The 23242-nt window shown below is 68.3% G+C and carries 23 protein-coding genes; 15 read left to right on the top strand and 8 right to left on the bottom strand.

Annotated features, from left to right (window positions below):
• Nucleotides 1–2: 2 nt before the first annotated feature.
• The gene (locus NWFMUON74_RS02540) at nucleotides 3–1205 is read right to left on the bottom strand and encodes an acyl-CoA dehydrogenase family protein (RefSeq protein WP_269475341.1); all 1203 of its coding nucleotides are present in this window, start codon (nucleotides 1203–1205) and stop codon (nucleotides 3–5) included.
• Between the two features lie 88 nt (nucleotides 1206–1293).
• On the opposite strand from NWFMUON74_RS02540, the gene NWFMUON74_RS02535 reads away from it, so the two are divergent.
• The 6 genes from NWFMUON74_RS02535 to NWFMUON74_RS02510 all read left to right on the top strand — a co-directional run bounded on the left by NWFMUON74_RS02535 (nucleotide 1294) and on the right by NWFMUON74_RS02510 (nucleotide 9027).
• A complete protein-coding gene (locus NWFMUON74_RS02535) occupies nucleotides 1294–3108 on the top strand; it encodes an AMP-binding protein (protein WP_187686394.1) in 1815 nt (604 codons plus the stop codon).
• The gene (locus NWFMUON74_RS02530) at nucleotides 3105–4007 is read left to right on the top strand and encodes an enoyl-CoA hydratase (protein ID WP_269475315.1); all 903 of its coding nucleotides are present in this window, start codon (nucleotides 3105–3107) and stop codon (nucleotides 4005–4007) included. Before NWFMUON74_RS02535 ends, NWFMUON74_RS02530 begins: the two co-directional genes overlap by 4 nt.
• Nucleotides 4008–5138, top strand: coding sequence for an acyl-CoA dehydrogenase family protein (locus NWFMUON74_RS02525; RefSeq protein WP_187686393.1), 1131 nt, complete (start codon nucleotides 4008–4010; stop codon nucleotides 5136–5138).
• A gap of 63 nt (nucleotides 5139–5201) precedes the next feature.
• Nucleotides 5202–6200: an acyl-CoA dehydrogenase family protein gene (locus NWFMUON74_RS02520; protein ID WP_187686392.1), complete on the top strand. Its 999-nt coding sequence runs from the start codon at nucleotides 5202–5204 to the stop codon at nucleotides 6198–6200.
• A gap of 160 nt (nucleotides 6201–6360) precedes the next feature.
• Nucleotides 6361–7443: an acyl-CoA dehydrogenase family protein gene (locus tag NWFMUON74_RS02515; RefSeq protein WP_187686391.1), complete on the top strand. Its 1083-nt coding sequence runs from the start codon at nucleotides 6361–6363 to the stop codon at nucleotides 7441–7443.
• 330 nt (nucleotides 7444–7773) lie between these two features.
• The gene (locus NWFMUON74_RS02510; protein ID WP_187686390.1) at nucleotides 7774–9027 is read left to right on the top strand and encodes an MFS transporter; all 1254 of its coding nucleotides are present in this window, start codon (nucleotides 7774–7776) and stop codon (nucleotides 9025–9027) included.
• A 15-nt stretch (nucleotides 9028–9042) separates the two neighbouring features.
• Here the strand turns inward: NWFMUON74_RS02510 and NWFMUON74_RS02505 are convergent, their stop codons facing one another.
• Nucleotides 9043–10440 carry an amino acid permease gene (locus NWFMUON74_RS02505; protein ID WP_197986959.1) on the bottom strand — a complete coding sequence of 466 codons (1398 nt, stop codon included), beginning with the start codon at nucleotides 10438–10440 and terminating at the stop codon, nucleotides 9043–9045.
• Between the two features lie 147 nt (nucleotides 10441–10587).
• Entirely contained in the window at nucleotides 10588–11334 is a 747-nt protein-coding gene (locus NWFMUON74_RS02500) for an SIR2 family NAD-dependent protein deacylase (RefSeq protein ID WP_187686389.1), read from the bottom strand.
• A 125-nt stretch (nucleotides 11335–11459) separates the two neighbouring features.
• On the opposite strand from NWFMUON74_RS02500, the gene NWFMUON74_RS02495 reads away from it, so the two are divergent.
• Together NWFMUON74_RS02495 and NWFMUON74_RS02490 are read left to right on the top strand one after the other, a co-directional pair.
• Nucleotides 11460–12062: a TetR/AcrR family transcriptional regulator gene (locus tag NWFMUON74_RS02495; RefSeq protein ID WP_187688880.1), complete on the top strand. Its 603-nt coding sequence runs from the start codon at nucleotides 11460–11462 to the stop codon at nucleotides 12060–12062.
• A 75-nt stretch (nucleotides 12063–12137) separates the two neighbouring features.
• Complete coding sequence (locus NWFMUON74_RS02490; protein ID WP_197986958.1) at nucleotides 12138–12545, top strand: cupin domain-containing protein; 408 nt, start codon at nucleotides 12138–12140, stop codon at nucleotides 12543–12545.
• 125 nt (nucleotides 12546–12670) lie between these two features.
• Here the strand turns inward: NWFMUON74_RS02490 and NWFMUON74_RS02485 are convergent, their stop codons facing one another.
• On the bottom strand, nucleotides 12671–12991 hold the full coding sequence (locus tag NWFMUON74_RS02485; protein WP_425300496.1) for a hypothetical protein: 321 nt from the start codon (nucleotides 12989–12991) through the stop codon (nucleotides 12671–12673).
• Nucleotides 12991–14193 (bottom strand): 3-ketosteroid-9-alpha-monooxygenase, oxygenase component, encoded by a 1203-nt coding sequence (locus NWFMUON74_RS02480; RefSeq protein WP_187686388.1) that lies wholly within the window; start codon nucleotides 14191–14193, stop codon nucleotides 12991–12993. Before NWFMUON74_RS02480 ends, NWFMUON74_RS02485 begins: the two co-directional genes overlap by 1 nt.
• Nucleotides 14194–14416: 223 nt before the next feature.
• Here NWFMUON74_RS02480 and hsaA point away from each other — a divergent pair, with 223 nt between their 5' ends.
• From hsaA to NWFMUON74_RS02450, 6 genes are read left to right on the top strand one after another with little or no spacing between them, the layout of a single operon-like run.
• Nucleotides 14417–15580 carry a 3-hydroxy-9,10-secoandrosta-1,3,5(10)-triene-9,17-dione monooxygenase oxygenase subunit gene (gene hsaA, locus NWFMUON74_RS02475; RefSeq protein WP_187686387.1) on the top strand — a complete coding sequence of 388 codons (1164 nt, stop codon included), beginning with the start codon at nucleotides 14417–14419 and terminating at the stop codon, nucleotides 15578–15580.
• Nucleotides 15581–16456: a 4,5:9,10-diseco-3-hydroxy-5,9,17-trioxoandrosta-1(10),2-diene-4-oate hydrolase gene (gene hsaD / locus NWFMUON74_RS02470; protein WP_187686386.1), complete on the top strand. Its 876-nt coding sequence runs from the start codon at nucleotides 15581–15583 to the stop codon at nucleotides 16454–16456.
• A gap of 2 nt (nucleotides 16457–16458) precedes the next feature.
• Nucleotides 16459–17358, top strand: a complete 900-nt coding sequence (hsaC, locus tag NWFMUON74_RS02465) for an iron-dependent extradiol dioxygenase HsaC (RefSeq protein ID WP_187686385.1) — start codon at nucleotides 16459–16461, stop codon at nucleotides 17356–17358.
• Nucleotides 17359–17377: 19 nt separating this feature from the next.
• Nucleotides 17378–17962 (top strand): 3-hydroxy-9,10-secoandrosta-1,3,5(10)-triene-9,17-dione monooxygenase reductase subunit, encoded by a 585-nt coding sequence (hsaB, locus tag NWFMUON74_RS02460; protein WP_187686384.1) that lies wholly within the window; start codon nucleotides 17378–17380, stop codon nucleotides 17960–17962.
• 48 nt (nucleotides 17963–18010) lie between these two features.
• Complete coding sequence (locus NWFMUON74_RS02455; protein ID WP_187686383.1) at nucleotides 18011–18244, top strand: DUF433 domain-containing protein; 234 nt, start codon at nucleotides 18011–18013, stop codon at nucleotides 18242–18244.
• Complete coding sequence (locus tag NWFMUON74_RS02450; protein ID WP_187686382.1) at nucleotides 18241–18612, top strand: DUF5615 family PIN-like protein; 372 nt, start codon at nucleotides 18241–18243, stop codon at nucleotides 18610–18612. Before NWFMUON74_RS02455 ends, NWFMUON74_RS02450 begins: the two co-directional genes overlap by 4 nt.
• 10 nt (nucleotides 18613–18622) lie before the next feature.
• Here the strand turns inward: NWFMUON74_RS02450 and dmpG are convergent, their stop codons facing one another.
• The 3 genes from dmpG to NWFMUON74_RS02435 are packed head-to-tail and all read right to left on the bottom strand — an operon-like array spanning nucleotide 18623 to nucleotide 21396.
• Complete coding sequence (gene dmpG / locus NWFMUON74_RS02445; protein WP_187686381.1) at nucleotides 18623–19675, bottom strand: 4-hydroxy-2-oxovalerate aldolase; 1053 nt, start codon at nucleotides 19673–19675, stop codon at nucleotides 18623–18625.
• A gap of 14 nt (nucleotides 19676–19689) precedes the next feature.
• Nucleotides 19690–20601 (bottom strand): acetaldehyde dehydrogenase (acetylating), encoded by a 912-nt coding sequence (locus NWFMUON74_RS02440; protein WP_187686380.1) that lies wholly within the window; start codon nucleotides 20599–20601, stop codon nucleotides 19690–19692.
• Between the two features lie 9 nt (nucleotides 20602–20610).
• Complete coding sequence (locus NWFMUON74_RS02435) at nucleotides 20611–21396, bottom strand: 2-keto-4-pentenoate hydratase (protein WP_187686379.1); 786 nt, start codon at nucleotides 21394–21396, stop codon at nucleotides 20611–20613.
• A 131-nt stretch (nucleotides 21397–21527) separates the two neighbouring features.
• On the opposite strand from NWFMUON74_RS02435, the gene kstD reads away from it, so the two are divergent.
• Nucleotides 21528–23240, top strand: coding sequence for a 3-oxosteroid 1-dehydrogenase (kstD, locus tag NWFMUON74_RS02430; protein WP_269475314.1), 1713 nt, complete (start codon nucleotides 21528–21530; stop codon nucleotides 23238–23240).
• Nucleotides 23241–23242 lie beyond the last annotated feature (2 nt).

The following is a 23242-nucleotide window of genomic DNA, read 5'->3' as shown; positions in this document are numbered from 1 at the left end:
TCCTAGCGAGCCTCACGCGGCAGGCCGAGCACGCGTTCGGAGATGATGTTGCGCTGCACTTCGTTCGAACCGCCGTAGATGGTGTCGGCGCGGCTGAACAGGAACAGCCGCTGCCATTCGGTCAGGTCGTCGGGCAGGGCGAGGAGGCCCGGCGCACCGAGCACGTCCATGGCGAGTTCGCCCAGACCTCGATGCCAGTTGGCCCACAACAGCTTCGACACCGACGCCTGGCCCGCCGCAGTACGCGCGTCGACGGTGTCGTGGGCTGATTCCAGTGTGCGCAACGCGTGCGCGCGCAGCACCCGCAAACCCACCCAAGCCTGATCTATCCGCTCGGCGAGCACCGGATCATCCAGTGCCCCATTGTCTTTCGCCACCGCCTCCAGATCGGCCAGCTCGCGGGCGAACCGGATCTGCTGGCCGACCGTGGAGATGCCGCGCTCGAAGGTCAGCGTGCCCATCGCGACCCGCCAGCCCTCGCCGGGCTCGCCGACCACCAGATCGGCCGCGGTGCGGGCGTTGTCGAAGAACACCTCGTTGAATTCCGCGGTGCCGGTGAGCTGGATGATCGGCCGCACCTCGACACCGGCCTGCTGCATCGGCACGAGCAGGTACGACAGTCCCTGATGCCGGGACGATCCGGGCTCGGTGCGGCAGATCGCGAAGCACCAGTCGGCGACGTGCGCCAGCGAGGTCCAGATCTTCTGGCCGTTGATCACCCACTCGGCACCGTCGCGCCGCGCCGAGGTGGTGACGGCCGCCAGGTCGGACCCGGCCCCGGGCTCGGAGTAGCCCTGACACCACAGCTCGGTGACGGTCTTGATGCCGGGCAGGAAGCGCCGCTTCTGTTCCTCGGTACCGAAGGCCAGCAGGGTCGGGCCCAGCAGCTCCTCGCCCAGGTGCGAGACCCGGCTCGGCGCGTCGGCCTTGGCGTACTCCTCGTGGAAGATCACCTGCTGGCGCAGCGTGGCCTCGCGGCCGCCGTACTGCCGGGGCCAGCCCAGGCAGGTCCAACCGGCGGCGGCGAGGTGGCGATCCCACTCCAGCCGCTCGTCGAAGGCCTCGTGCTCGCGGCCGGGACCGCCCAGCCCACGCAGCTCGCGGAATTCCCCGTTCAGCTTCTCGGCCAGCCATTCGCGCACGTCGGCGCGGAATTCGGCATCCTGGGAGGACTCCGCGGCGGTACCCGAATCGTGGGTCTGGATCACACTCACTCCGGTAGAGTAACCTACCAAGCACTTGCTTGTTAACCGACAGATTTCCGATTTCGCGGCTCGCCGCGGGAGGACGACCGTGACAACCCCTGCGCAGACCACTCCCCGCGCCCTGCACGAGGCGGCCCGCCGGCACGGTGACGCGACCGCCGTCATCGACGGCGACGTGCGCCTGAGCTGGACGCAGCTGCTCGACGCGGTCCGGCGCACGGCCGGGGCGCTGCTCGCCCGCGGCGTCGAGCCCGGCGACCGGGTCGCCATCTGGGCGCCCAATACGTTTCACTGGGTGGTGGCCGCGCTGGCCGCGCACTACACCGGCGCCGCCCTGGTGCCGCTGAACACCCGCTACGTCGCCGAGGAGGCGGCCGACGTGCTCGGCCGCGTGCACGCGAAGGCGCTGTTCGTCACGGGGCCGTTCCTCGGGCGCGATCGCGCGGCCGAGTTGCGTTCCGCCGCACCGGATCTGGTGATCGACACGGTGATCGTGATACCTGGGGACACCACTCCCAACGGATCCCGGCCAAAAGCAGGCCGGGACGGTCGAGAGACAGCAGGCCGGGATGGCGGAGAGACAGCGCGCCAGGATGGCGGAGAGACAACACGCCAGGATGGCGGAGAGACAGCACACCAGGACGGTCGAGAGACAGCACACCAGGACGGCGGAGAGACAGCACACCAGGACGGTCGAGAGACAACACGCCAGGACAGTGGAGAGACAACACGCCAGGACGGTGGAGAGACAGCACGCCGGAACGGCGGGGGGAGAAGGCGAGGGCGCACGCCCGTTGTCGTCCGGTGGGCGGAGCTGGCTGAACTTGCGGCGCGGGTAGCGGCGGAGGACGTGATCGCGCGGGCGGAATCCGTTGACCCCGAGGATATTTCCGACATCCTGTTCACCTCCGGCACGACCGGGCGCAGCAAGGGCACTCTGGTGGCGCACCGCCAGGCCTTGGATGTGGTGCGGGCGTGGGTGGAGTGCGCCACGCTGAACAGCTCCGACCGCTATCTGGTGATCCCACCGTTCTTCCACAACTTCGGCTACAAGGCGGCCATGCTGGCCTGCGTGGTCACCGGCGCGACGATCGTGCCGCAGGCCACCTTCGACGTGCCGGAGACGATGCGCCTGGTGCACGAGCACCGCATCACCGTGCTCACCGGGCCGCCGACGATCTACCAGACCATCCTGGACCACCCGGCCCGCGCCGACTCCGATCTGAGCAGCCTGCGGGTCGCGGTCACGGGCTCGGCGACCGTGCCGGTGGTGCTGATCGAAAGAATGCGCAGCGAACTGGAATTCGATGTCGTGGTGACGGCGTACGGCCTGTCGGAGTCGGCCGGATTCGGCACCATGTGCCGCCCCGACGACGACGCCGAGACCATCGCCAACACTTCCGGCGGCCCGATCGCCGGATTCGAACTGCGCATCGCCGACAACGGCGAGGTGCTGCTGCGCGGCCCCAACGTCATGCTCGGCTACCTCGACGACCCGGAGAACACCGCCGCGACCATCGACGCCGACGGCTGGCTGCATACCGGCGACGTCGGCGTGCTCGACGACCGCGGCTACCTGAAGATCACCGACCGGCTCAAGGACATGTACATCGCCGGTGGCTTCAACGTCTATCCGGCCGAGGTGGAGCAGGCACTGGCCCGGCTGGACGGCGTCGCCGAATCGGCGGTCATCGGCGTGCCGGACGAGCGGATGGGCGAGGTGGGCAAGGCCTACATCGTGCGCCGCTCCGGCGCCACGCTCACCGCGGACGACGTGATCGACCACGCCAAACGCACGCTGGCCAACTTCAAGGTGCCGCGTTACGTCGAGTTCCGCGATCAGCTGCCCTACAGCGCCGCCGGAAAAGTGCTCAAGCGGCAACTACGTGAGGAGATTTCGTGACAACCGATGGTGTGAGTCCGGACGGCGACGTCCCCGACGAGGGCGAGGTCGTCACCTACGAGCGCCGCGGTCCGGTCGCCGTCGTCACGATGAACCGGCCGCGGTACCGCAATGCGCAGAACTCGGTGATGACCTACGCCCTCGACGCCGCCTTCGCCCGCGCGGTGGCGGACGCCGAGGTGAAGGCGATCGTCCTGGCGGGCAGCGGGAACCACTTCTCCGCCGGGCACGACATCGGCACGCCGGGCCGCGATCACCGGGCGCACTACGACAACAAGGCCGTGCTGTGGTGGGACCATGTCGACCGGGCGGGCGGCGATCAGCGCTTCGCCCGCGAGTCCGAGGTGTACCTCGGCATGTGCCGCCGCTGGCGCGAGATTCCCAAGCCCACCATCGCGGTCGTGCAGGGCGCCTGCATCGCCGGTGGGCTGATGCTGGCCTGGTCCTGCGATCTGATCGTGGCCGCCGAGGACGCCTTCTTCTCCGATCCGGTGGTACGCATGGGCATTCCGGGTGTGGAGTACTTCGCACATCCCTGGATGCTCGGCCCGCGCCGCGCCAAGGAGATGTTGTACACCGGCGACCGGTTCACCGCGGCACAGGCTTACGAGTGGGGCATGGTGAACCGCGTTGTGCCGCGCGAGGATCTGCTGTCGCACGCGCTGGAGCTGGCCGAGAAGATCTCGGCCATGCCGCAATTCGGGCTGGCGCTGACCAAGAAGGCCGTCAACCAGTGCGAGGACCTGATGGGCATGCGCGCGGGCATGGACGCCGTGTTCGGCCTGCACCACTTCGCGCACGCGCACAACGCCGAGGTCGGCACGGATCCGCTGGGCGGCATGAACGCCAAGTCGATGAAGGCGACCGCGGAACATATCGAGCAGAACGGGGTGAAGTAGATGGATCTCGACTACGACGCCGCTATCGAGGATTTCCGGCTCGAGGTCCGGGAGTTCTTGCGCGCCAACGTCCCCGCCGCGCCGCCGCCCTCGATGGACACCCGCGCCGGATTCGAGGCGCACCGGGCCTGGGAGCGGACGCTGGCCGACGCCCGGCTGTCGGTGGTGTCGTGGCCGCGCGAGCACGGCGGCCGCGACGCCTCACTGCTGGAATGGGTGCTGTTCGAGGAGGAGTACTACGCCGCCGGCGCGCCCGGCCGGGTCAGCCAGAACGGCATCTTCCTGCTGGCCCCGACGCTGTTCGAGCACGGGTCGCCGGAGCAGCTGGCGCGCATCCTGCCCCGCATGGCCCGCGGCGACGACATCTGGGCGCAGGCGTGGTCGGAGCCGGAAGCGGGCAGCGACCTCGCGGGCATCCGGTCGACCGCCCGGCGCGCCAATGGCGGCTGGGTCCTCAACGGGCAGAAGACGTGGAGTTCGCGCGCGGCGTACGCGGATTGGGCGTTCGGGCTGTTCCGCAGCGATCCCGAGGCCGAGCGGCATCGCGGTCTCACCTATGTGATGTTCCCGCTGTCCGCCGACGGTGTCACGGTGCGGCCCATCCCGCAGCTCGACGGAGAGCCCGGATTCGCGGAGATCTTCCTGGACAACGTGTTCGTCCCGGATCGCGACGTGATCGGCACCCCGAACGAGGGCTGGCGGGTGGCGATGAGCACCTCCAGCAACGAGCGCGGACTGTCACTGCGCAGCCCGGGCCGGTTCAACGCGACCGCGCGGCGACTGATCGAGCTGTGGCGTGACACCGCCGACGCTAGCGACACCGCAGCGCGAAATCGCGTGGTGGACGCCTGGATCGGTGCCGAGGCATACCGGCTGAACACCCTGGCGACGGTCACCCGGCTGACCGAGGGCGGCAAGCTCGGCGCGGAATCCTCCGTGAACAAGGTGTTCTGGTCCGAACTCGACATCGCCATGCACGAGACCGCGCTGGATCTGCTGGGCCCCGCCGCCGAGCAGAGCAGCGGCTGGACCGACGGCTACCTGTTCTCGCTGGCGGGCCCGATCTACGCGGGCACCAACGAGATTCAGCGCAACATCATCGCCGAGCGGCTGCTCGGCCTGCCGCGGTAGGGGTGCGGGACGCATGCGCTCTCGAACCATCCACTACCACTCGCCCTTCGATTGGACCGCTCGATGAGATTCGCCCTCTCCCCCGAACAACGGGACTTCGCCGACAGCCTGCGCAAGATGTGCGATGCGGCCGGGACGCCCCGGATCATTCGCGCCTGGAGCGGTGGTGATCACCGCGGCGGTCGCGGACTGATCCGCCAGCTCGCCGGGGCGGGCGCGCTGGGACTGGCCGTCGACGAGGACCACGGCGGCCTGGGCGCCGAGGCGATCGATCTGGTGGTGGCGCTGCGCGAACTCGGGCGAGCGGCCGTGCCGGGGCCGCTGGTGGAGACGACCGCGGTGATTCCCACACTGCTGCAGGCGCTTCCGGACACCGCGCTGGCCCGGCGGTGGCTGCCCGCCTTCGCCGACGGGCAGGCGCTCGGCACCATCGCGCTGTCCCCGGACGCGCCCGCGGTGGACGCCGATACCGCCGAGGTGGTGCTGGTCGCCGATGGTGACCGGCTGTTCGTGGGGCACCGGGCCGACCACGTCCGCTCGGTCGACGCGGCGCGGCGACTGTTCACCGTGGTGGCGGATGATGTCGTGGCCGAGGGCGACACGGTCCGCGCGGCCCTCGACGCGGCATTCGACGCCGGGGCACTCGCGGCCGCGGCCCAGGTGCTCGGCGCGGGCCGGGCGCTGCTGGAGACGAGCGTTGCCTATGTCAAGCAACGCCACCAGTTCGGTAAGCCGATCGGCCAGTACCAGGCGATCAAGCACCATCTCGCGAACGCGCTGATGGGCCTGGAGATGGCCGAGCCGCTGCTGCACCGCGCAGCGCTGAGTTCGGATTCGCCCGACCGTGCCCGCGACGTGTCGGCGGCCAAGCTCGCCTGCGCCGACGCGGCGTACCGCACCGCCCGCATCGCGCTACAGGTGCACGGCGCCATCGGCTACACCGCCGAGTTCGACCTGTCGCTGTGGCTGACGAAGGTCACGGCGCTGCGGTCCGCCTGGGGCACAGCCGAATTCCATCGCGCCCGGGTCGGTGCGGCGCTGCGGGCGGAAGCGCTCGCGTGAGAATCGAAGGCCACATCACTACCCGCACCGGGAGCACACCCCGCAGCGGCGGGAGACGCGCACATCGCCGCACCGGTGCCCGGATCGGTTCGGCCGCATCGGGAACGAGCCGGTCGGTCAGCGAGCAGTATCGGCGCACAGTACAAGACGGGAGCCGGGGATGAGCAGCGCAGCGGAGCTACAGGAACTCGCCGCGACGGTGCGGGCCGTGCTCGCCAAGCACGGGGATCGCGACGTACTGCGCCGGGCGATCGACAGCGAGCGCGGGTACGACGAACGGCTGTGGAAGTTGTTGTGCGAGCAGGTCGGCGTCGCGGCGCTGGCTGTTCCGGAGGAATACGGCGGCATCGGGGCCGGGCTCGCGGCCGCGCTGGTCGTGGTCGAGGAACTGGGCCGCACCCTGCACGCGCCGCCCATGCTCGGCTCGGCGGTGCTCGGCACGCAGGCCCTGTTGTGGTCGGGCAACGCGGAGGCGTGTGAACGGCTGTTGCCCGAGGTGGCCGAGGGCACCCGCACCCTGGCGCTGTGCTGGGCCGGGCCGCGCGGCTGGGACGACCTCGGCGTCCGGGTGGAGAGCGGAAAGCTCAGCGGCACAGCGCATTACGTGCTCGACGGCGGGACCGCAGACACCCTGATCGTGCTCACCTCCGCCGGGCTGTACGAAATCGACGCCGCCGCAACCGAAATCACCCGGACGACCGCGCCGACGATGGACCCGACCCGCAAGCTCACCGAGGTCACCTTCGACGGCGCACCCGGCCGCGCGCTCGGTGGCGACCCGGCGACGGTGACATCGCTGCTGCGCGACATCGCCTGGGCGGCGGTGGCCGCCGAGCAGGTCGGCGCGGCGGACCAGTGCCTGCGGCTGACCGTCGACTACACCCGGTCCCGCGTGCAGTTCGGCCGCCCGATCGGCAGCTTCCAGGCCCTCAAGCACCGCATGGCCGATATGTACGTGCTGGTGGAGTCCGCCCGCTCGGTCGCCTACGCCGCCATCGCGGGGCTGCCCGAACGCACCGGCGCGACCGCGCCGGCCCCCGCGCACCCGGACGCGGCCCTCGATCTCGCCGCCGCCCGCATCCACTGCTCCCACGCCTACAGCGCGGTCGTCGGCGAGATGGTCCAGATGCACGGCGGCATCGCCATCACCTGGGAACACGAGGCCCACCTCTACTTCAAGCGCGCCCACGCCGACACCCAGCTCTTCGGCGCCCCGGCCCGGCCGCTCGCCCGCCCGGCCTGACGCGACGCTCCCGGTGCGCACGGTCCGCGCATCGGGCGCCACGGTGGTGCCTCATCTCACAGGCGGATACATAGTTAGCCTATGTACATAGATAGTTAGCAATAGTAAACTAATTATCTGTGTGGCCGAGCCCGTCGGGCCGACCGCACCACTGATCCCGGCGACTCCAGAGCCGTGGTCGCCGAGCCGACGGCGGCGGGGCGTGCCCACTCGGCCGCGCCCCGCCGCGCGATCGGCGCCGCCTTGTCACAGCGATTGCCCGGCTTCGACGCCACCCCTCGAGGCCCTGAAATCGGCTGCGCATCGAGAAGATTCGATTCAGGAGCGTAGATGAGCACCACTCTCTCGCCGCGCGCCGCCACCGACGCGCCCGCCACCGCGAGAACCGAACAGCCGAAATCCGTGTGGGCCGTGGCCTTCGCCTCGGTGATCGCCTTCATGGGGATCGGGCTGGTCGACCCCATTCTCAAACCGATCGGTGAGCAGCTGCACGCCTCGCCGTCCCAGGTGACACTGCTGTTCACCAGCTACATGCTGGTCACGGGCGTGGCCATGCTGATCACCGGCGTGATCTCGAGCCGCTTCGGGGCCAAGAAGACCTTGCTCGCCGGGCTCGCCGTCATCGTGGTGTTCGCGGCGCTGGCGGGCAGTTCCGGCACGGTCGGGCAGATCGTCGGCTTCCGCGCCGGGTGGGGCCTGGGCAACGCGCTGTTCATCGCGACCGCACTGGCCACCATCGTGGGCGCGGCCACCGGCGGCGTGGCGCGGGCCATCATCCTGTACGAGGCCGCGCTCGGCATCGGTATCGCCGCCGGTCCGCTGGTCGGCGGCTTCCTCGGCGGATTCAGCTGGCGCGCACCGTTCTTCGGTGTCTCGGCGCTGATGGCGATCGCCTTCGTCGCGATCGTGGCGCTGCTGCCGCAGAGCCCGAAGCCCGCTCACCGCACCTCGATCGTGGCGCCGTTCAAGGCGCTGCGCTTCCCCGGTCTGCTATTGGTGAGCGTCACCGCGCTGCTGTACAACTACGGCTTCTTCACCCTGCTCGCCTACACCCCGTTCCCGCTGGACATGGGCACCTACGCGATCGGATTCATCTTCTTCGGCTGGGGCCTGGCGCTGGCACTGGCCTCGGTGGTGTTCGCGCCCCGGCTGCAACGCGCCTTCGGCACCGTCCGCATGATCGCGCTGGCCTTGGCGTTGTTCGCGGCGGACCTGGCCGTGATGGCGGTCTGGGCCGACCACAAGCCGGTGCTGATCGTCGGCACCGTACTGGCGGGTCTGTTCCTCGGCGTCAACAACACCCTGATCACCGAGGCCGTCATGATCTCCGCTCCCGTCGAGCGCTCCACCGCCTCGGCCGCCTACAGCTTCGTCCGCTTCGCCGGTGGCGCGGCCGCCCCGTACCTGGCGGGCAAGCTGGGCGAACACCAGATGGCCCTCCCGTTTTGGGTCGGCGCCGCCTGCACCGCCCTCGGCGTCGTGATCCTCCTGACCTTCCGCCACGTCCTGTCCCACGTCGACGACCACGACCCGGCCGAACACAGCGTCACCGAGGCCGAGGCCATCACGGTCGGCGACGACTGAGCCGTATTCGCGGTCTCAACGCTTCAGGACCGAGACCTCGCGCAGCGGTAGGGTAGCGCCGAGCCGAGCGCGCAGCGGATAGGCGGCGGCCGCGATCACGACGGCGACGGCGGAGGAGATGAGTTGGGTGCGCATGGAGGACATGAGGGCGGCGAAGACCAGGACCGCGCCGAGTACCGCGATCACCGCCCAGCTCAGGTAGGGGTGCAACCACAGGCGGTAGGTGAGGGCGGCGGGGTCCTCGCGTTGCAGGCGGGTGCGTAAACGCAACTGGGAGAACATCACCGCGAGGTAGAGGAAGGCCAGCAGGACGCCGATGGAATTCACCAGGAAGGTGAAGACACGGTCCGGGGAGACGTAGGAGGCCACCACCGCGCACCACGCGGCGACCGTGCCGAGCAGTACCGCCCGCGCCGGGACACCACGTCGGTTGACCCGCACCAGACCGGCCGGGGCGTCACCGTCGCGGGTGAGCACGTAGAGCATGCGGGAGGACACGTAGATCGCGGAGTTCAGCACCGACAGCACCGCGGTCAGGATCACCACCTGCATCACCGTGCCCGCCGCCGGAACCCCCATGGTGTCCAGCGCACTGACGAACGGACTGGTCAGCACCTTCGCGTCGTCCCACGGCAGGATCGTCACCACCAGTAGGATCGACGCCACGTAGAACAGCCCGACCCGCCACAGCACATTGCTGGTCGCCCGCGCCACGGCCCTCCCGGGTTCGGCGCTCTCGGCGGCGGCCAGCGTCACGATCTCGGTGCCGCCGAAGGCGAAGATCACCACCACGATCGCCGACAGCACCCCGTCCCACCCGTTGGGCACGAAACCGCCGTGCGCGGTCAGATTGCCCACTCCCGCACGGCCGTTCGGCCACCAGCCCAGCACGTACAGCACCCCGAGGACCAGGAACACCACGATGGCGGCGACCTTGATGGAGGCGAACCAGAACTCGAACTCCCCGAACGACCGCACCGAGATCAGATTCACCGCCGTCATCACGACCAGCAGCGCGGCCGCCAGGGTCCACTGCGGCAGATCGATCCACTCGGCCAGAATCGCCGCGCCCGCCGTGGCCTCGGCGCCGACCAGGATCACGTACATGTACCAGTAGAGCCAGCCGACGGTGAATCCGGCGAAAGGCCCCAACGCCATTCGCGCGTACTCGGCCAGCGAGCCCGCCACCGGCCGGGCCACCACCATCTCACCCAGGGCCCGCAACACGCACAACACCAGCACCCCGGCCACCGTGTAGGACACCACCGCCGCCGGGCCGGCCGTCTTGATGACCGAGCCGCTGCCCACGAACAGCCCGGCGCCCACCGCGCCCCCGATCGCGAGCATCGTCATGTGCCGACGGCGCAGACCCGTGCGCAGCCCCTCGCGCGCGGTGCCGGTCATCTCCTCCATTGCTCACCTTCTGTTCGCCCAGATGTTGCCGTGTCACCCTATCGGCCCTGGATCGACCGATAGCACACAGTTCGAGCGGTTCAGCCGAGATTTGCCAGGCCCTCGACGGCAACGTGCAGGACGCCATGAGACGCCGTTCGGCCGACGCTACGCGCCGCCGAGCAGTTGCTCGACCAGTTCGGGTACGGCGGTGCCGATCGGTTCGCGGACGATCTCGGTGGCCCACGGATCGTAGGGTGTGGGCTCGGCATTGACGATGATCAGCGCCGCGCCGTTCTCCACCGCGACGGCGCACATCGACGCGGCGGGCTCCACCTGCAGCGAACTGCCGATGGCCAGGAAGATATCGCTGTCCAGCGCGATCTGCCGCGCCTCGTGCACCGCACCCGGGTCCATCTGCTGGCCGAACATGACGGTGGCCGCCTTGAGAATGCCGCCGCAGACCGGGCACGGCGGATCGGCCTCCCCGGCCGCCACCCGGCGCAGCGTGTCCTCCATCGTCGCGGTGAAATCGCAACCGACACAGACGACTTCGAACATGTTCCCGTGGATCTCCACCACCGATTCCGGCGGCGTACCGGCCCGCTGGTGCAGGCGATCGATGTTCTGCGTGATGATCCGGACGTCCCGCTCGCGCCCGAGCCGGGCCAGCGCGCGGTGCGCGTCGTTGGGTTCGGCCCGCCAGGCCGGATTGTCGCGGCGGGCCAGCCAGGCGCGCTGCCGCAGTTCCGGATCGGCCACGTAGTTCTGATAGGTGGACAGCAGTTCCGCGATCGGGTCCTCGGTCCAGACGCCGCGCGGCCCGCGGAAGTCGGGGATGCCGGAGTCGGTGGAGATGCCCGCGCCGGTGAGCACGCCGATGGGGCCGGTCCGCCCTCGCCACCCTGTGGTCATGCTCCCCAGACTAAGTCCACCGGGCCGTACCTCGAGTTTTGATACGCTCGTGTATCCGATCCCGTGGGGAGGAGCCCGGCGTGTCGACATCCCTCGAGACCGACAACCCGTCCCCGGCACGACGAATGACCAAGCGCCGGGCCAAGACCCGGCAGCGGCTGCAGGACGCGGCCTTCGAGGCGTTCGCCGACGAGGGGTTCGGGCGCTGCACCGTGGAACAGATCTGCGAGCGCGCCGGATTCACCCGCGGCGCCTTCTACTCCAACTTCACCTCGCTGGAGGAACTGTTCCTGGCGATGTGGGAGCAGCGATCGGGACAGCTGCTGCACGAGATGACCGCAGTACTCGCGGACGAGACGGCCGGGTCCGGCACCGACCTGCGCGAGGACGTCGAACGCGTATTGCGCGCGGTCCCCTTGGACGAGAAGTGGTTCCGGATCACCTTCGAATTCACCGCACACGCGTTGCGCAATCCGTCGCTGCGGCGCGTGATGGCCGCCCGCGAGCAGGCGATCGACGCGGCGCTGCGCCCGGTGGTGACCGAACTGCTGGCACGAGCGGGCCGCACGGTCACCGACCCGGCGGCGCTCGGCCGCGCTTTGGTCGCCGTGCACGACGGCACCGCCACCCAGTGCCTGATGGAACCCGACAGCGACACGGCCCGCCGTCAACGCGTCGACTTGTTCACCCACGTGGTGCTGGCCTACAGCGAACCACGAGAGCCGTAGTGCGAGAAGGGAATCGATCTCGCACCGCGTTCGACCGCGCTACGCTCCGCCGATCCGCCGTGGAAAGGAATCCTCATGACCGAGCGCCCCGCGTTGGCGGCCGCCCTGGACCTGCGACCGCATCCCGAGGGCGGCTGGTACCGCGAAACCTGGCGCAGCCCGGTCCGATTCGTGCCCGACGGCTACGACGGCCCCCGCGCGGCGGCGACGGCGATCCACTTCCTGCTGCTACCCGGCGAGCGGTCGGCCCCGCACACCGTCCGCTCCGACGAGGTGTGGCTGTGGCACCGCGGCGGCCCGCTCCTGCTCGACATCGGAGGCGAGGAGATAATCCTCGGCCCCGACGTCGAACACGGCCAACTCCTGCAAGCCGTGGTGCCGGGCGGCGTCAGCCAGGCGGCACGCCCCGCTACCGACGAGTACGCCCTGGTCAGTTGCATAGTCTCGCCCGGCTTCGACTTCACCGACTTCCGCCTGGACTAGACGCCGACCTCTCGGCCCTCGAGCCACACGGGCGCCGAAAACCCGCCGGAGCGAAGCTGAGGCAACTATGCGGAGGCCAACTAAGCGGAGGCCAACTAAGCGGAGGCCAACTATGCGGAGGCCAACTATTCAGCTACGCGCAGCACACCCTCGTCGACGGCCGCGTCGATCGCCTGCTCCAGGCTGGGGCAGGAGTCGGGCCGACCCGGCCCCCCGACCAGCGCCTTGAAGACCGGGCAGTGGTCGGCCGGATTCACCGTCCACTGCACCGACTTCTGATGCGAACTGGCCTTGCGGACCAGCACCTCGGTGCCGCAGCTACGGCACGCGACCGGGGTCAGCCCGTCTTCCAGATAGCGCTGCTTGTCGACGACCGTCTGGGCGCGCACCTGCTCGCGCCGTTCGGGACGGTCCGCGAAATCCGGTGCCTTCGCCCAGGTGGCCATCAGGCGGTCGCCTCCTGCTTGTCGGCCGACTCTTCCTCCCGCTTGCGCCGCAGGTTCTCGGCGACCTCCGCCTCCCAGACCTCGTTGGCCTTGGTGGTGTCGACCTCGAATTCGAAGCGCTGCACCATCTTCGGGTCGATATCGGCGACGTCGACGTAGAACTGCTCGTACCAGCGGCGCAGCTGGTAGACCGGGCCGTCCTCCTCGCACAGCAGCGGGTTGTCGATCTTGGACTTGTGCTTCCAGATCTCCACGTCCTGCAGGAAGCCGACGCTGATGCCCTCGGTCATCTTCTTCGCCAGCTTGTCGGCCATCTCCCCCTCGACGCCCTTGGGCTTCTCCAGGGTGATGCCCCACTGCAGCACGAACGAGTCCTGCGACACCGGGTAGTGGCAGTTGATCAGCACGCTGTTGACCTCGAACCCGCTGTAGATGTTGGTCAGCGGGTTGATCATGTACGACGGGCCGAAGTAGGAGGCTTCCGACTTCAGCAGCGTGTCACCGCCGTACTTGGAGGCCATGCCGATATCCGGGCGTCCCTTGGTCTCGAGGTACTGCGTGGCGATGTGCCCCTCGAAGACGTTCTTGAAGAAGGTGGGGAACGCGTAGTGGATGTAGAAGAAGTGCGCCATGTCGACGACGTTGTCGATGATCTCGCGGCAGTTGGCGCCCTCGATCAGCATCGACTCCCACGTCCAGTCCGTCCAGCCGCTGTTGAGCTGGTCGGTGAAGTTGCCCTCGGCGTCGCTGTAGGGCCCCTTGATGTAGGGGATGTCGACTTCCGGCGGCGGCGGGTTGCCCTCGTGGTCGTGCCAGACGAACAGCTGCCCGTTGCGTTCCATCGTGGTCCACGAACGGGTACGGGCCAGCGGCGGCACCCGGCGCGCGTACGGAATCGAGGTGCAGCGGCCGTTGCCGCCCCAGCGCCAGTCGTGAAACGGACAGGCGATGGAGTCGCCCTTGATCTCGCCCATGCTCAGGTCGCCGCCCAGGTGCCGGCAGTAGGAGTCCAGCACCTGGATCTCACCGTTCCTGTCGGCCCACACGACGAGCTTGGTGCCGAACACCTGCACGGCGTGCGGCTTGCCGTCGCGGAACGGTGCGGCCAGACCCAGGCAATGCCAGCCCCGCGCGTAACGGGTGGGGGTGGCCCCGACGTCGATCTCACGGACCTTCCCGCCCCGTGGTGGGGTTCCTGCCATCGTGATCCCTCCTCTGAAGTACTAGAACACGTTACAGAATCGTCCGCATCGACGCCAGCTATTCCCTTGACTACCAGGCAAAGGGCATCCTTATCACTGTGCGGACACCCGTTCTCGACAGGAATAAGAACGTGTTCTAGTCTCAAGACTAGTATCGGTCTCACCACAGCAGGTCGACGGCCGATGAATCGTTCCGATCGACCAGGCAGGAGCAGCCCCCGAGATGACGCAAGAAGTAACTGAGCGGGTCGAAGCGCTGTTGCCGACGCTGCGCGAACGTGCGCAGGAGGCAGAGGATCTACGCCGAATCCCCGACGAGACCATGAAGGCGCTACAGGCCACCGGCTTCTTCCGTTTGGTGCAGCCGAAGCAGTGGGGTGGCTACGCCGCCGATCCGGTGATCTTCTACGACACCGTCCGCAAGATCGCCAGCGCGTGCGGGTCCACCGGCTGGGTGGCGGGCATCATCGGCATCCACAACTGGCATCTGGCGCTGTTCGACCAGCAGGCGCAGGAGGACGTCTGGGGTGAGGACACCGAGGTGCGGATCTCGTCGTCCTACGCCCCCATGGGCGCGGGCGCCGTCACCGACGGCGGATACACGGTCAACGGCTCGTGGGCCTGGTCGTCGGGCTGCGAGCACGCGGACTGGGTATTCGTCGGTGGCCCGGTGATCAAGGACGGCAAGCCGGTGGACTTCGGCAGCTTCCTGATCCCGCGCAGCGACTACCGCATCGACGACGTGTGGAATGTGGTGGGGCTCAAGGGCACCGGCTCCAACACCGTCGTGGTGGACAACGTGTTCGTGCCGCGGCACCGCTTCCTGTCCTTCCGCGCCATGAGCGAGCTGACCGCGCCCGGCCTGGCGCAGAACACCGACCCGGTATACAAGATGCCTTGGGGCACAATCCATCCCACCACCATCTCGGCGCCGATCGTGGGCATGGCCTACGGCGCGCTGGAGGCGCACGTGGAGCACCAGGGCAAGCGCATCCGCGCCGCGTACGCCGGTGAGAAGGCCAAGGAGGACCCGTTCGCCAAGGTCCGCATCGCCGAGGCGGCCAGTGATATCGACGCCGCCTGGCGGCAGCTGTCGGGCAATGTGGCCGACGAGTACGCGCTGCTGGTGGCGGGCGAGGACATCCCGTTCGACATCCGGGCGCGGGCCCGCCGCGACCAGGTGCGCGCCACCGGCCGGGCGATCTCCTCGATCGACAAGCTGTTCGAAAGCTCGGGTGCCACCGCGCTGGCCAATGGCACTCCACTGCAACGATTCTGGCGCGACGCGCACGCGGGGCGGGTACACGCGGCCAACGACCCCGAGCGCGCCTATGTCATGTACGGCACGCACGCCTTCGGGCTGCCGGTCACCGACGGGATGGTGTAAATGACCGCGGTATCCGAGCTGACGTTCGAGTCCACCTCGAAGTACGCGCAGGTCCGCCCGGACCTGAAGCTGCACTACCACGAGGCGGGCGTGGGCAACGGCCCGACGATCGTGCTGCTGCACGGCGGCGGGCCCGGCGCCTCGTCCTGGTCGAACTTCGCCCGCAATATCGACGTGCTGGCGCAGAGTTTTCACGTGCTGGCCGTGGATCAGCCCGGATTCGGGTTGTCGGACAAGCCGACCGAGCATCCGCAGTACTTTGTGCACAGCTCGTCGGCGCTGAAGGACCTGCTCGACACCCTCGACATCACCGATCGCGTACACCTGCTGGGCAATTCGCTCGGCGGCGGCACGGCGGTGCGATTCGCACTCGACTACCCCGACCGCGCGGGCAAGCTCGTGCTGATGGGACCGGGCGGGTTGAGCACCAACCTGTTCGCGCCCGACCCGACCGAGGGCGTGAAGGCGCTGGGCAAGTTCAACGTCGAGCCGACCCGGGAGAATCTCGAGACGTTCCTGCGGATCATGGTCTTCGACCAGACGCTGATCACGCCGGAGCTGATCGAGGAGCGCTTCGCCTCGGCGTCGCAGCCGGAGTCGCTGGCGGCCACCCGCGCGATGGGTAAGTCGTTCGCCTCGGCCGACTTCGAGAAGGGCATGCTCTGGCGCGAGGCCTACAAGCTGCGCCAGCCGGTGCTGCTGATCTGGGGTCGCGAGGACCGGGTGAATCCGATCGACGGCGCACTCGTCGCCCTGAAGACGATTCCGCGGGCACAACTGCACGTGTTCGGGCAGTGTGGGCACTGGGCGCAGCGTGAACGTTTCGACGAGTTCAACCGGCTCACAGTGGATTTCCTCACTCCGAAGGAGAAGTGACCATGGGTATTCGAGCGCTGGGATACATGCGCATCGAAGCCACCGACATGGCGGCCTGGCGGGAGTACGGGCTCAAGGTGCTCGGCATGATGGAGGGCGACGGCCCCGACTCCGAGGCGCTCTACCTGCGCATGGACGAGTTCGCGGCGCGGCTGGTGATCGTGCCCGGCGAGCGGGATCGGCTGCTGGTATCGGGCTGGGAGGTCGCCAACGCGGCCGAGCTGCAAGAACTTCGGGAGCGGCTGTCGGCCGCCGGGGTGGCGTTCAAGGAAGCCACGAAGGAGGAACTCGCCGACCGCCGCGTCGAGGGAATGATCCGGTTCGAGGACCCGTCCGGCAACACGCTGGAGGCGTTCTACGGAATGCAGTACCTCGCCCGGCGTTTCGTGAGTCCCTACGGCCACAAGTTCGTCACCGCCGAGCAAGGCCTGGGCCACGTGGTGCTCACCTGCACCGACGACGCGGCGGCGCAGGAGTTCTACCAGGGCGTGCTGGGCTTCCGGCTGCGGGACTCGATGCGGCTGCCGCCGCAGATGGTCGGCCGCGATGCCGACGGCGAGCCCGCCTGGCTGCGGTTCTACGGCTGTAACCCGCGTCACCACGCGCTGGCGTTCCTGCCGCTGCCGAACCCCACCGGTATCGTGCACCTCATGGTCGAGGTGGAGAACTCCGACGATGTCGGGCTCTGCCTGGATCGCGCGCTGCGGCGCAAGGTGAAGATGTCGGCCACCCTCGGCCGCCACATCAACGACAAGATGCTGTCGTTCTACATGAAGACGCCCGGTGGTTTCGACATCGAATTCGGTTGCGAAGGACTGGAAGTCGAGGACGAGAACTGGATCGCCCGGGAGTCGACCGCGGTCAGCCTGTGGGGTCACGACTTCAGCATCGGATTCAAGTAGCGAGTCAGGAGTACACGACATGACGGCGGACGGCGTGGCCGAGTTTCCGGAGATCGACGCCCGGCAGTTCCGGAACGTGCTGGGGCAGTTCTGCACCGGTATCACGGTGATCACGACGTTCGGCGACGACGGTGCGCCGGTCGGATTCGCCTGCCAGTCCTTCGCCGCCCTGTCCCTCGAGCCGCCCCTGGTGCTGTTCTGCCCCACCAAGGGCTCACGCACCTGGGCGGCCATCGAGCAGGCGGGCAAGTTCTGCGTGAACGTGCTCGCCGAGGAACAACAGCAGGTGTGCGCACGCTTCGGCTCCCGCGAACCCGACAAGTTCGCCGGAATCGACTGGCGCCCCTCGGACCTGGAGCTCCCGCTCCTGGACGACGCCCTCGCCACGATCCAGTGCACAGTGTCGAGCGTCGTCGACGGCGGCGATCACCACATCGTGATCGGCCGAGTCCTGGCCCTGTCGGAGTCCACCGACTCCGGCAGGCCGCTGTTGTTCTACCGAGGCCAATACACCGCCATCGAACCGGAGAAAACCGTCCCCGCCCCCTGGCGAGCCGACCTCGAGCACTTCCTCACCACCACAACCCTCGACACCTGGTTGTGAGGATCGAGATCGCTGCCGCGACAGCGTCGAGGCCGTTAGAGTGGATGCATGTCCCACCTGGACCGCATTACCTCTGATCCGGATATCTGCCACGGCAAGCCGGTCGTGAGAGGACTGCGCTACCCCGTCGAGATGCTCTTGGATCTGCTCGCGGCGGGCATGAGCAACGACGAGATCCTCGAGGACTACCCCGACCTGGAACGGGACGATCTGCTTGCCGCACTCGAGTACGCGGCACTGGTGACCGCCCGCAGGACCACCATCCCCTTCGACGCGGCGTGAGGTTTCTGGTCGACGCGCAGCTGCCACGGCGGTTGGCGCTCTTCCTCGCGACAGCCGGACACGACGCCACCCATACGCTGGACCTTCCGGATGCGAATCGCACACCGGACAGCGAGATCGCGGCCATCGCCGACCGAGACGGTCGCACCGTCGTCACCAAGGACAACGACTTCCTGATCGGTCATCTGCTAGAACGCAGTCCCAAGTCGCTGCTCATCGTCGTTACGGGCAACATCGCCAACAATGTACTTCTCGCTCTCTTCGAGAAGCATCTGGACGAGATCGTCTGTTCACTCGCCAACAGTTCGGTGGTCGAACTGGGCCGCGACCGGCTCATTGCACACGCCGATCGCGGCCCTGACAGGTAGTTCTCCCCGCTCAGGCGGTGGTGGCCTGTTGTTCGCGCTGGAGTTCCAGGGCGATGTCGATGAGTTGGTCTTCCTGGCCGCCTACCAGGTTGCGTCGGCCTGCGCGGACGAGCATTTCGGCGGCGGAGACCCCGTAGCGGTCGGCTTGGCGTTCGGCGTGTTTGAGGAAGCTGGAGTAGACGCCGGCGTAGCCCATCATGAGGGCCTGGCGGTCGAGGAGGCATTCCTGGGGCATGGCGGGGCGGACGACGTCCTCGGCGGCGTCGGCGATGGCGAAGAAGTCGATGCCGGTCTTGATGCCGAGTTTGTCGCAGACGCCGACGAACGCTTCCACCGGTGTGTTTCCCGCGCCCGCGCCGAAACGCCTTGCGCTGCCGTCGATCTGCTTGGCGCCCGCGCGGACGGCGTAGATGGAGTTGGCCACGGCGAGATCGAGGTTCTCGTGGCCGTGGAAGCCGACCTGGGCGTCGTCGCCGAGTTCGGCGACCACCGCGCCGATGCGGTCGGAGACCTGCTCGAGCACCAGCGCGCCCGCGGAGTCCACCACGTACACGCACTGGCACCCCGCGTCGACCATGATGCGGGCCTGCTTGGCCAGCACCTCCGGCGGCTGGGTGTGCGACATCATCAGGAACCCCACGGTTTCCAGGCCGAGTTCGCGCGCGAGCCCGAAGTGCTGGATGGAGACGTCGGCCTCGGTGCAGTGCGTGGCGATGCGGACGATGGACGCGCCGTTGTCCTGGGAGACCTTGATGTCCTCCTTGACGCCGACGCCCGGCAGCATCAGCACCGCGATCTCGGCCTGCTTCGCGGTCTGCGCGGCGATCGTGACCAGTTCCTGCTCAGGGGTTTTGGAGAAGCCGTAGTTGAACGAGGAGCCGCCCAGGCCGTCGCCGTGGGTCACCTCGATCACCGGCACCCCGGCGGCATCCAGGGCGGCGACGATATCGCGCACCTCGGTCGCGGTGAACTGGTGCCGCTTGTGGTGCGACCCGTCCCGCAGCGAGGTGTCGGTGATCCGGATGTCGAGCGTATTGCTGTACGGCTGTGCGTTGAAAGTCATTGTCCGGTACTCCTTTACACGCGTGCCGAGCGGATCTGGTCGGCGACGACCTCACCGACGCGGGTGGCCGCGGCCGTCATGATGTCCAGATTTCCCGCGTAGGGCGGCAGGAAGTCGCCCGCGCCCTCCACCTCCACGAAGACCGAAACCTTCGCCATGCCACCGGAAACCACCGACGGCTCGTCGAATTGCGGCTCGTTGAGCAGCCGGTAGCCGGGCACGTACTGCTGGATGTCGGCCACCATGCGGTGGATCGAGTCGGCGACGGCGGCGGTGTCGGCATCCTCGGGGATGGCGCAGAAGATGGTGTCGCGCATGATCATCGGCGGCTCGGCCGGATTCAGGATGATGATCGCCTTGCCGCGCCGCGCCCCGCCGATGGTCTCCACGCCACGGCTGGTGGTCTTGGTGAACTCGTCGATATTGGCGCGCGTGCCCGGACCGGCCGACACCGACGACACCGAGGCCACGATCTCGGCGTAGGGCACCTCGACCACGCGCGAGACGGCCGCGACGATCGGAATCGTCGCCTGCCCACCGCACGTGATCATGTTCACGTTCGGGGTGTCGAGGTTGTCGCCCAGGTTCACCGGCGGCACCACCGCGGGACCCACGGCCGCGGGCGTCAGGTCGATGGCGCGAATCCCGGCCGCCTCGTACTTGGGTGCGTACTCCCGGTGTACGTAGGCGGAGGTGGCCTCGAACAGCAACTCCGGCTTCTCCGGCAGCGCCAGCAGCCAGTCCGCCCCCTCGTGCGAGGTCTCCAGGCCCAGACCGGCGGCCCGCTTCAGGCCCTCGCTGTCGGGATCGATACCGATCATCCAGCGCGGCTCGATCTTCTCCGAGCGCAGCAGCTTGTAGAGCAGGTCGGTACTGATGTTGCCCGAACCGACTATGGCGGCGCTGACCTTTCCGTTCGCGGTCATGAAATCTCCCTAGCTGAAATTCAGTCGGACAGAACCGAGTCCGGCGAACTCGGCATGGAAGGCGTCACCCGGACGCGCGTCGATCGCGCGGGTGCACGAGCCCGGCAGCACGATGTCCCCGGCCCGCAGCCGCACACCGAAGGAGGCGACCTTGCGGGCCAGCCACGCCACCGCGATCGTCGGATCACCGAGCACCGCGTCGCTGCGGCCCTCCGCGACGACCTCGCCGTTGCGGGTGAGCGTGGCGTCGATCTTCTGGATGTCCAGCAGCTTCGGGTCCACGCGCTCCGGCCCGAGCACCCAGCCCGCCGACGACGCGTTGTCGGCGATGGTGTCGCACAGCGCGATATTCCACTCCTTGATGCGGGTATCGATGAGTTCGATGGCGGGCGCGTAGGCGACGGTCGCGTCGAGCACGTCGGCCTCGGTGCACTCCGCGCCCGGCAGATCCTTGCCGAGCACGAAACCGACCTCCACCTCCACCCGCGGGTACAGGTATCGCGAGGTGTCCACGGGGACGTCCTCGAAGACCTGCATCTCCGCCAGCAGATGCCCGTAGTCGGGTTCGTCCACGCCCATCATCTGCTGCATCGCCTTCGACGACAGCCCGACCTTGTGCCCGACGATCCGCGCGCCACCGGCCAGCCGCTGCCGGATGTTGATGAGCTGGATCTCGTAGGCGTCGACCACGTCGATGTCGGCATGCCGGGCGACCAGCGGGTCGATCGGCACCCGGTCACGTTCGGCGACCGCGAGCTCCGCGGCCAGTTCGCTCCGTACCGCGTCGGACAGCACGCTTGTTTCCTTCCACTGGGGGCCCGGTCGGTAAGCACGACAGAAACTGAAACGAGTTTTCCTGCGAAAACCGTCGTCGGCAGCACCGCCTGCCAGATCAATATAGACCGAACCAGGACCGATTCTATAACGTGTTCTACATGACTGATCGGGAATACGACGTGGTGGTGGTCGGCAGCGGTGCCGCCGGGATGACCGCCGCGCTCACCGCCGCCCATCACGGGCTGCGCGCGGTGATCATCGAAAAGGCCGCTCACTACGGCGGATCCACCGCGCGCTCCGGCGGCGGGGTCTGGATTCCCGGGAACAAGGCGCTGAAGGCGTCCGGGCGGCCCGACGACCGCGAGGAGGCGCGGCGCTACCTGCACAACATCATCGGCGACGCGGTGCCCAAGGAACGGATCGACACCTACATCGACCGCGGCGCCGAGGCCCTGGACTTCGTCCTCGATCACACGCCCCTGAAGCTGAAGTGGGTGCCGGGCTACTCCGACTACTACCCCGAGGCCGGTGGCGGCCTGGGCGAGGGACGCTCGTGCGAGCCCAAGCCGTTCAACGCCAAGATCCTCGGCGAGGAACGCTTCAAACTGGAACCGCCGTACGCCAAGGCCCCGCTGAACGTGGTCGTCATGCAGGCCGATTTCGTGCGGCTGAACCTGATCCGCCGCCATCCGAAGGGCATGATGCGGGCCATGCGTGTCGGGGCGCGCACCTACTGGGCGAAGGTCACCGGCAAGCACATCCTGGGCATGGGCCAGGCCATCATCGCCGCCATGCGCAAGGGCCTGATGGACGCGAATGTGCCGCTGCTGCTGAACACCCCGATGACCAAGCTGATCGTGGACAGCGGCGTGGTCACCGGCGTCGAGGCGCTGGAGAACGGCAAGCCGGTCACCTTCACCGCGCGGCACGGCGTGGTGCTGGCCGCGGGCGGTTTCGAGCACAACGCCGAGATGCGCACCAAATACCAGCGCCAGCCCATCACCACCGAGTGGACCACCGGCGCGGCGGCCAACACCGGCGACGGCATCCTCGCGGGCATGGAGGCCGGCGGCGCGGTCGGGTTCATGGAGGACGCCTGGTGGGGGCCGACCATCTTCAAGAACGGCAAGCCGTGGTTCGCGCTGGCCGAGCGCAACCTGCCCGGCGCCATCATGGTCAACACCGAGGGCAAGCGATTCGGAAACGAGTCCGCTCCTTACGTGGAGGCCGTGCACACCATGTACGGCGGCGAGTACGGGCAGGGCCCGGGCCCGGGCGAGAACATCCCCACCTGGCTGGTGTTCGACCAGCGCTACCGCAACCGGTACATCTACGCCTCGCTGCAGCCCGGCCAGCGCATCCCGTCGCGCTGGATGGAGAACGACAACATCGTCAAGGCCGACACTATCGAGGAACTGGCCGGGAAGATCGGCGTTCCGGCGGACAATCTGGCGGCCACCATCGCCCGGTTCAACGGCTTCGCCGAGAAGGGCGTGGACGAGGACTTCGGGCGCGGCAACAGCCACTACGACCGCTACTACGGCGACCCGACGGTGAAGCCGAACCCGTGCCTGGCGGCACTCGTGCAGGGCCCGTTCTACGCGGCCAAGATGGTCCCCGGCGACCTCGGCACCAAGGGCGGCCTGGTGGCCGACACCGCCGGGCGCGTGCTGCGCGAGGACGGCTCGGTGATCGAGGGCCTGTACGCGTCGGGCAACAATTCGACACCGGTCATGGGTCACACCTACGCCGGTCCGGGCGCGACCATCGGCCCGGCGATCACCTTCGGATATCTGGCGGTGCTGGATATCGCCGACCGCGCGAAGCGGCAAGCGGCGACCAGCGGCGCCACGGGCGAGTAGGG

The organism is Nocardia wallacei, from assembly GCF_014466955.1.
GTDB lineage: Bacteria > Actinomycetota > Actinomycetes > Mycobacteriales > Mycobacteriaceae > Nocardia > Nocardia wallacei.
This window is presented reverse-complemented; position numbering and strand designations above follow the sequence as displayed.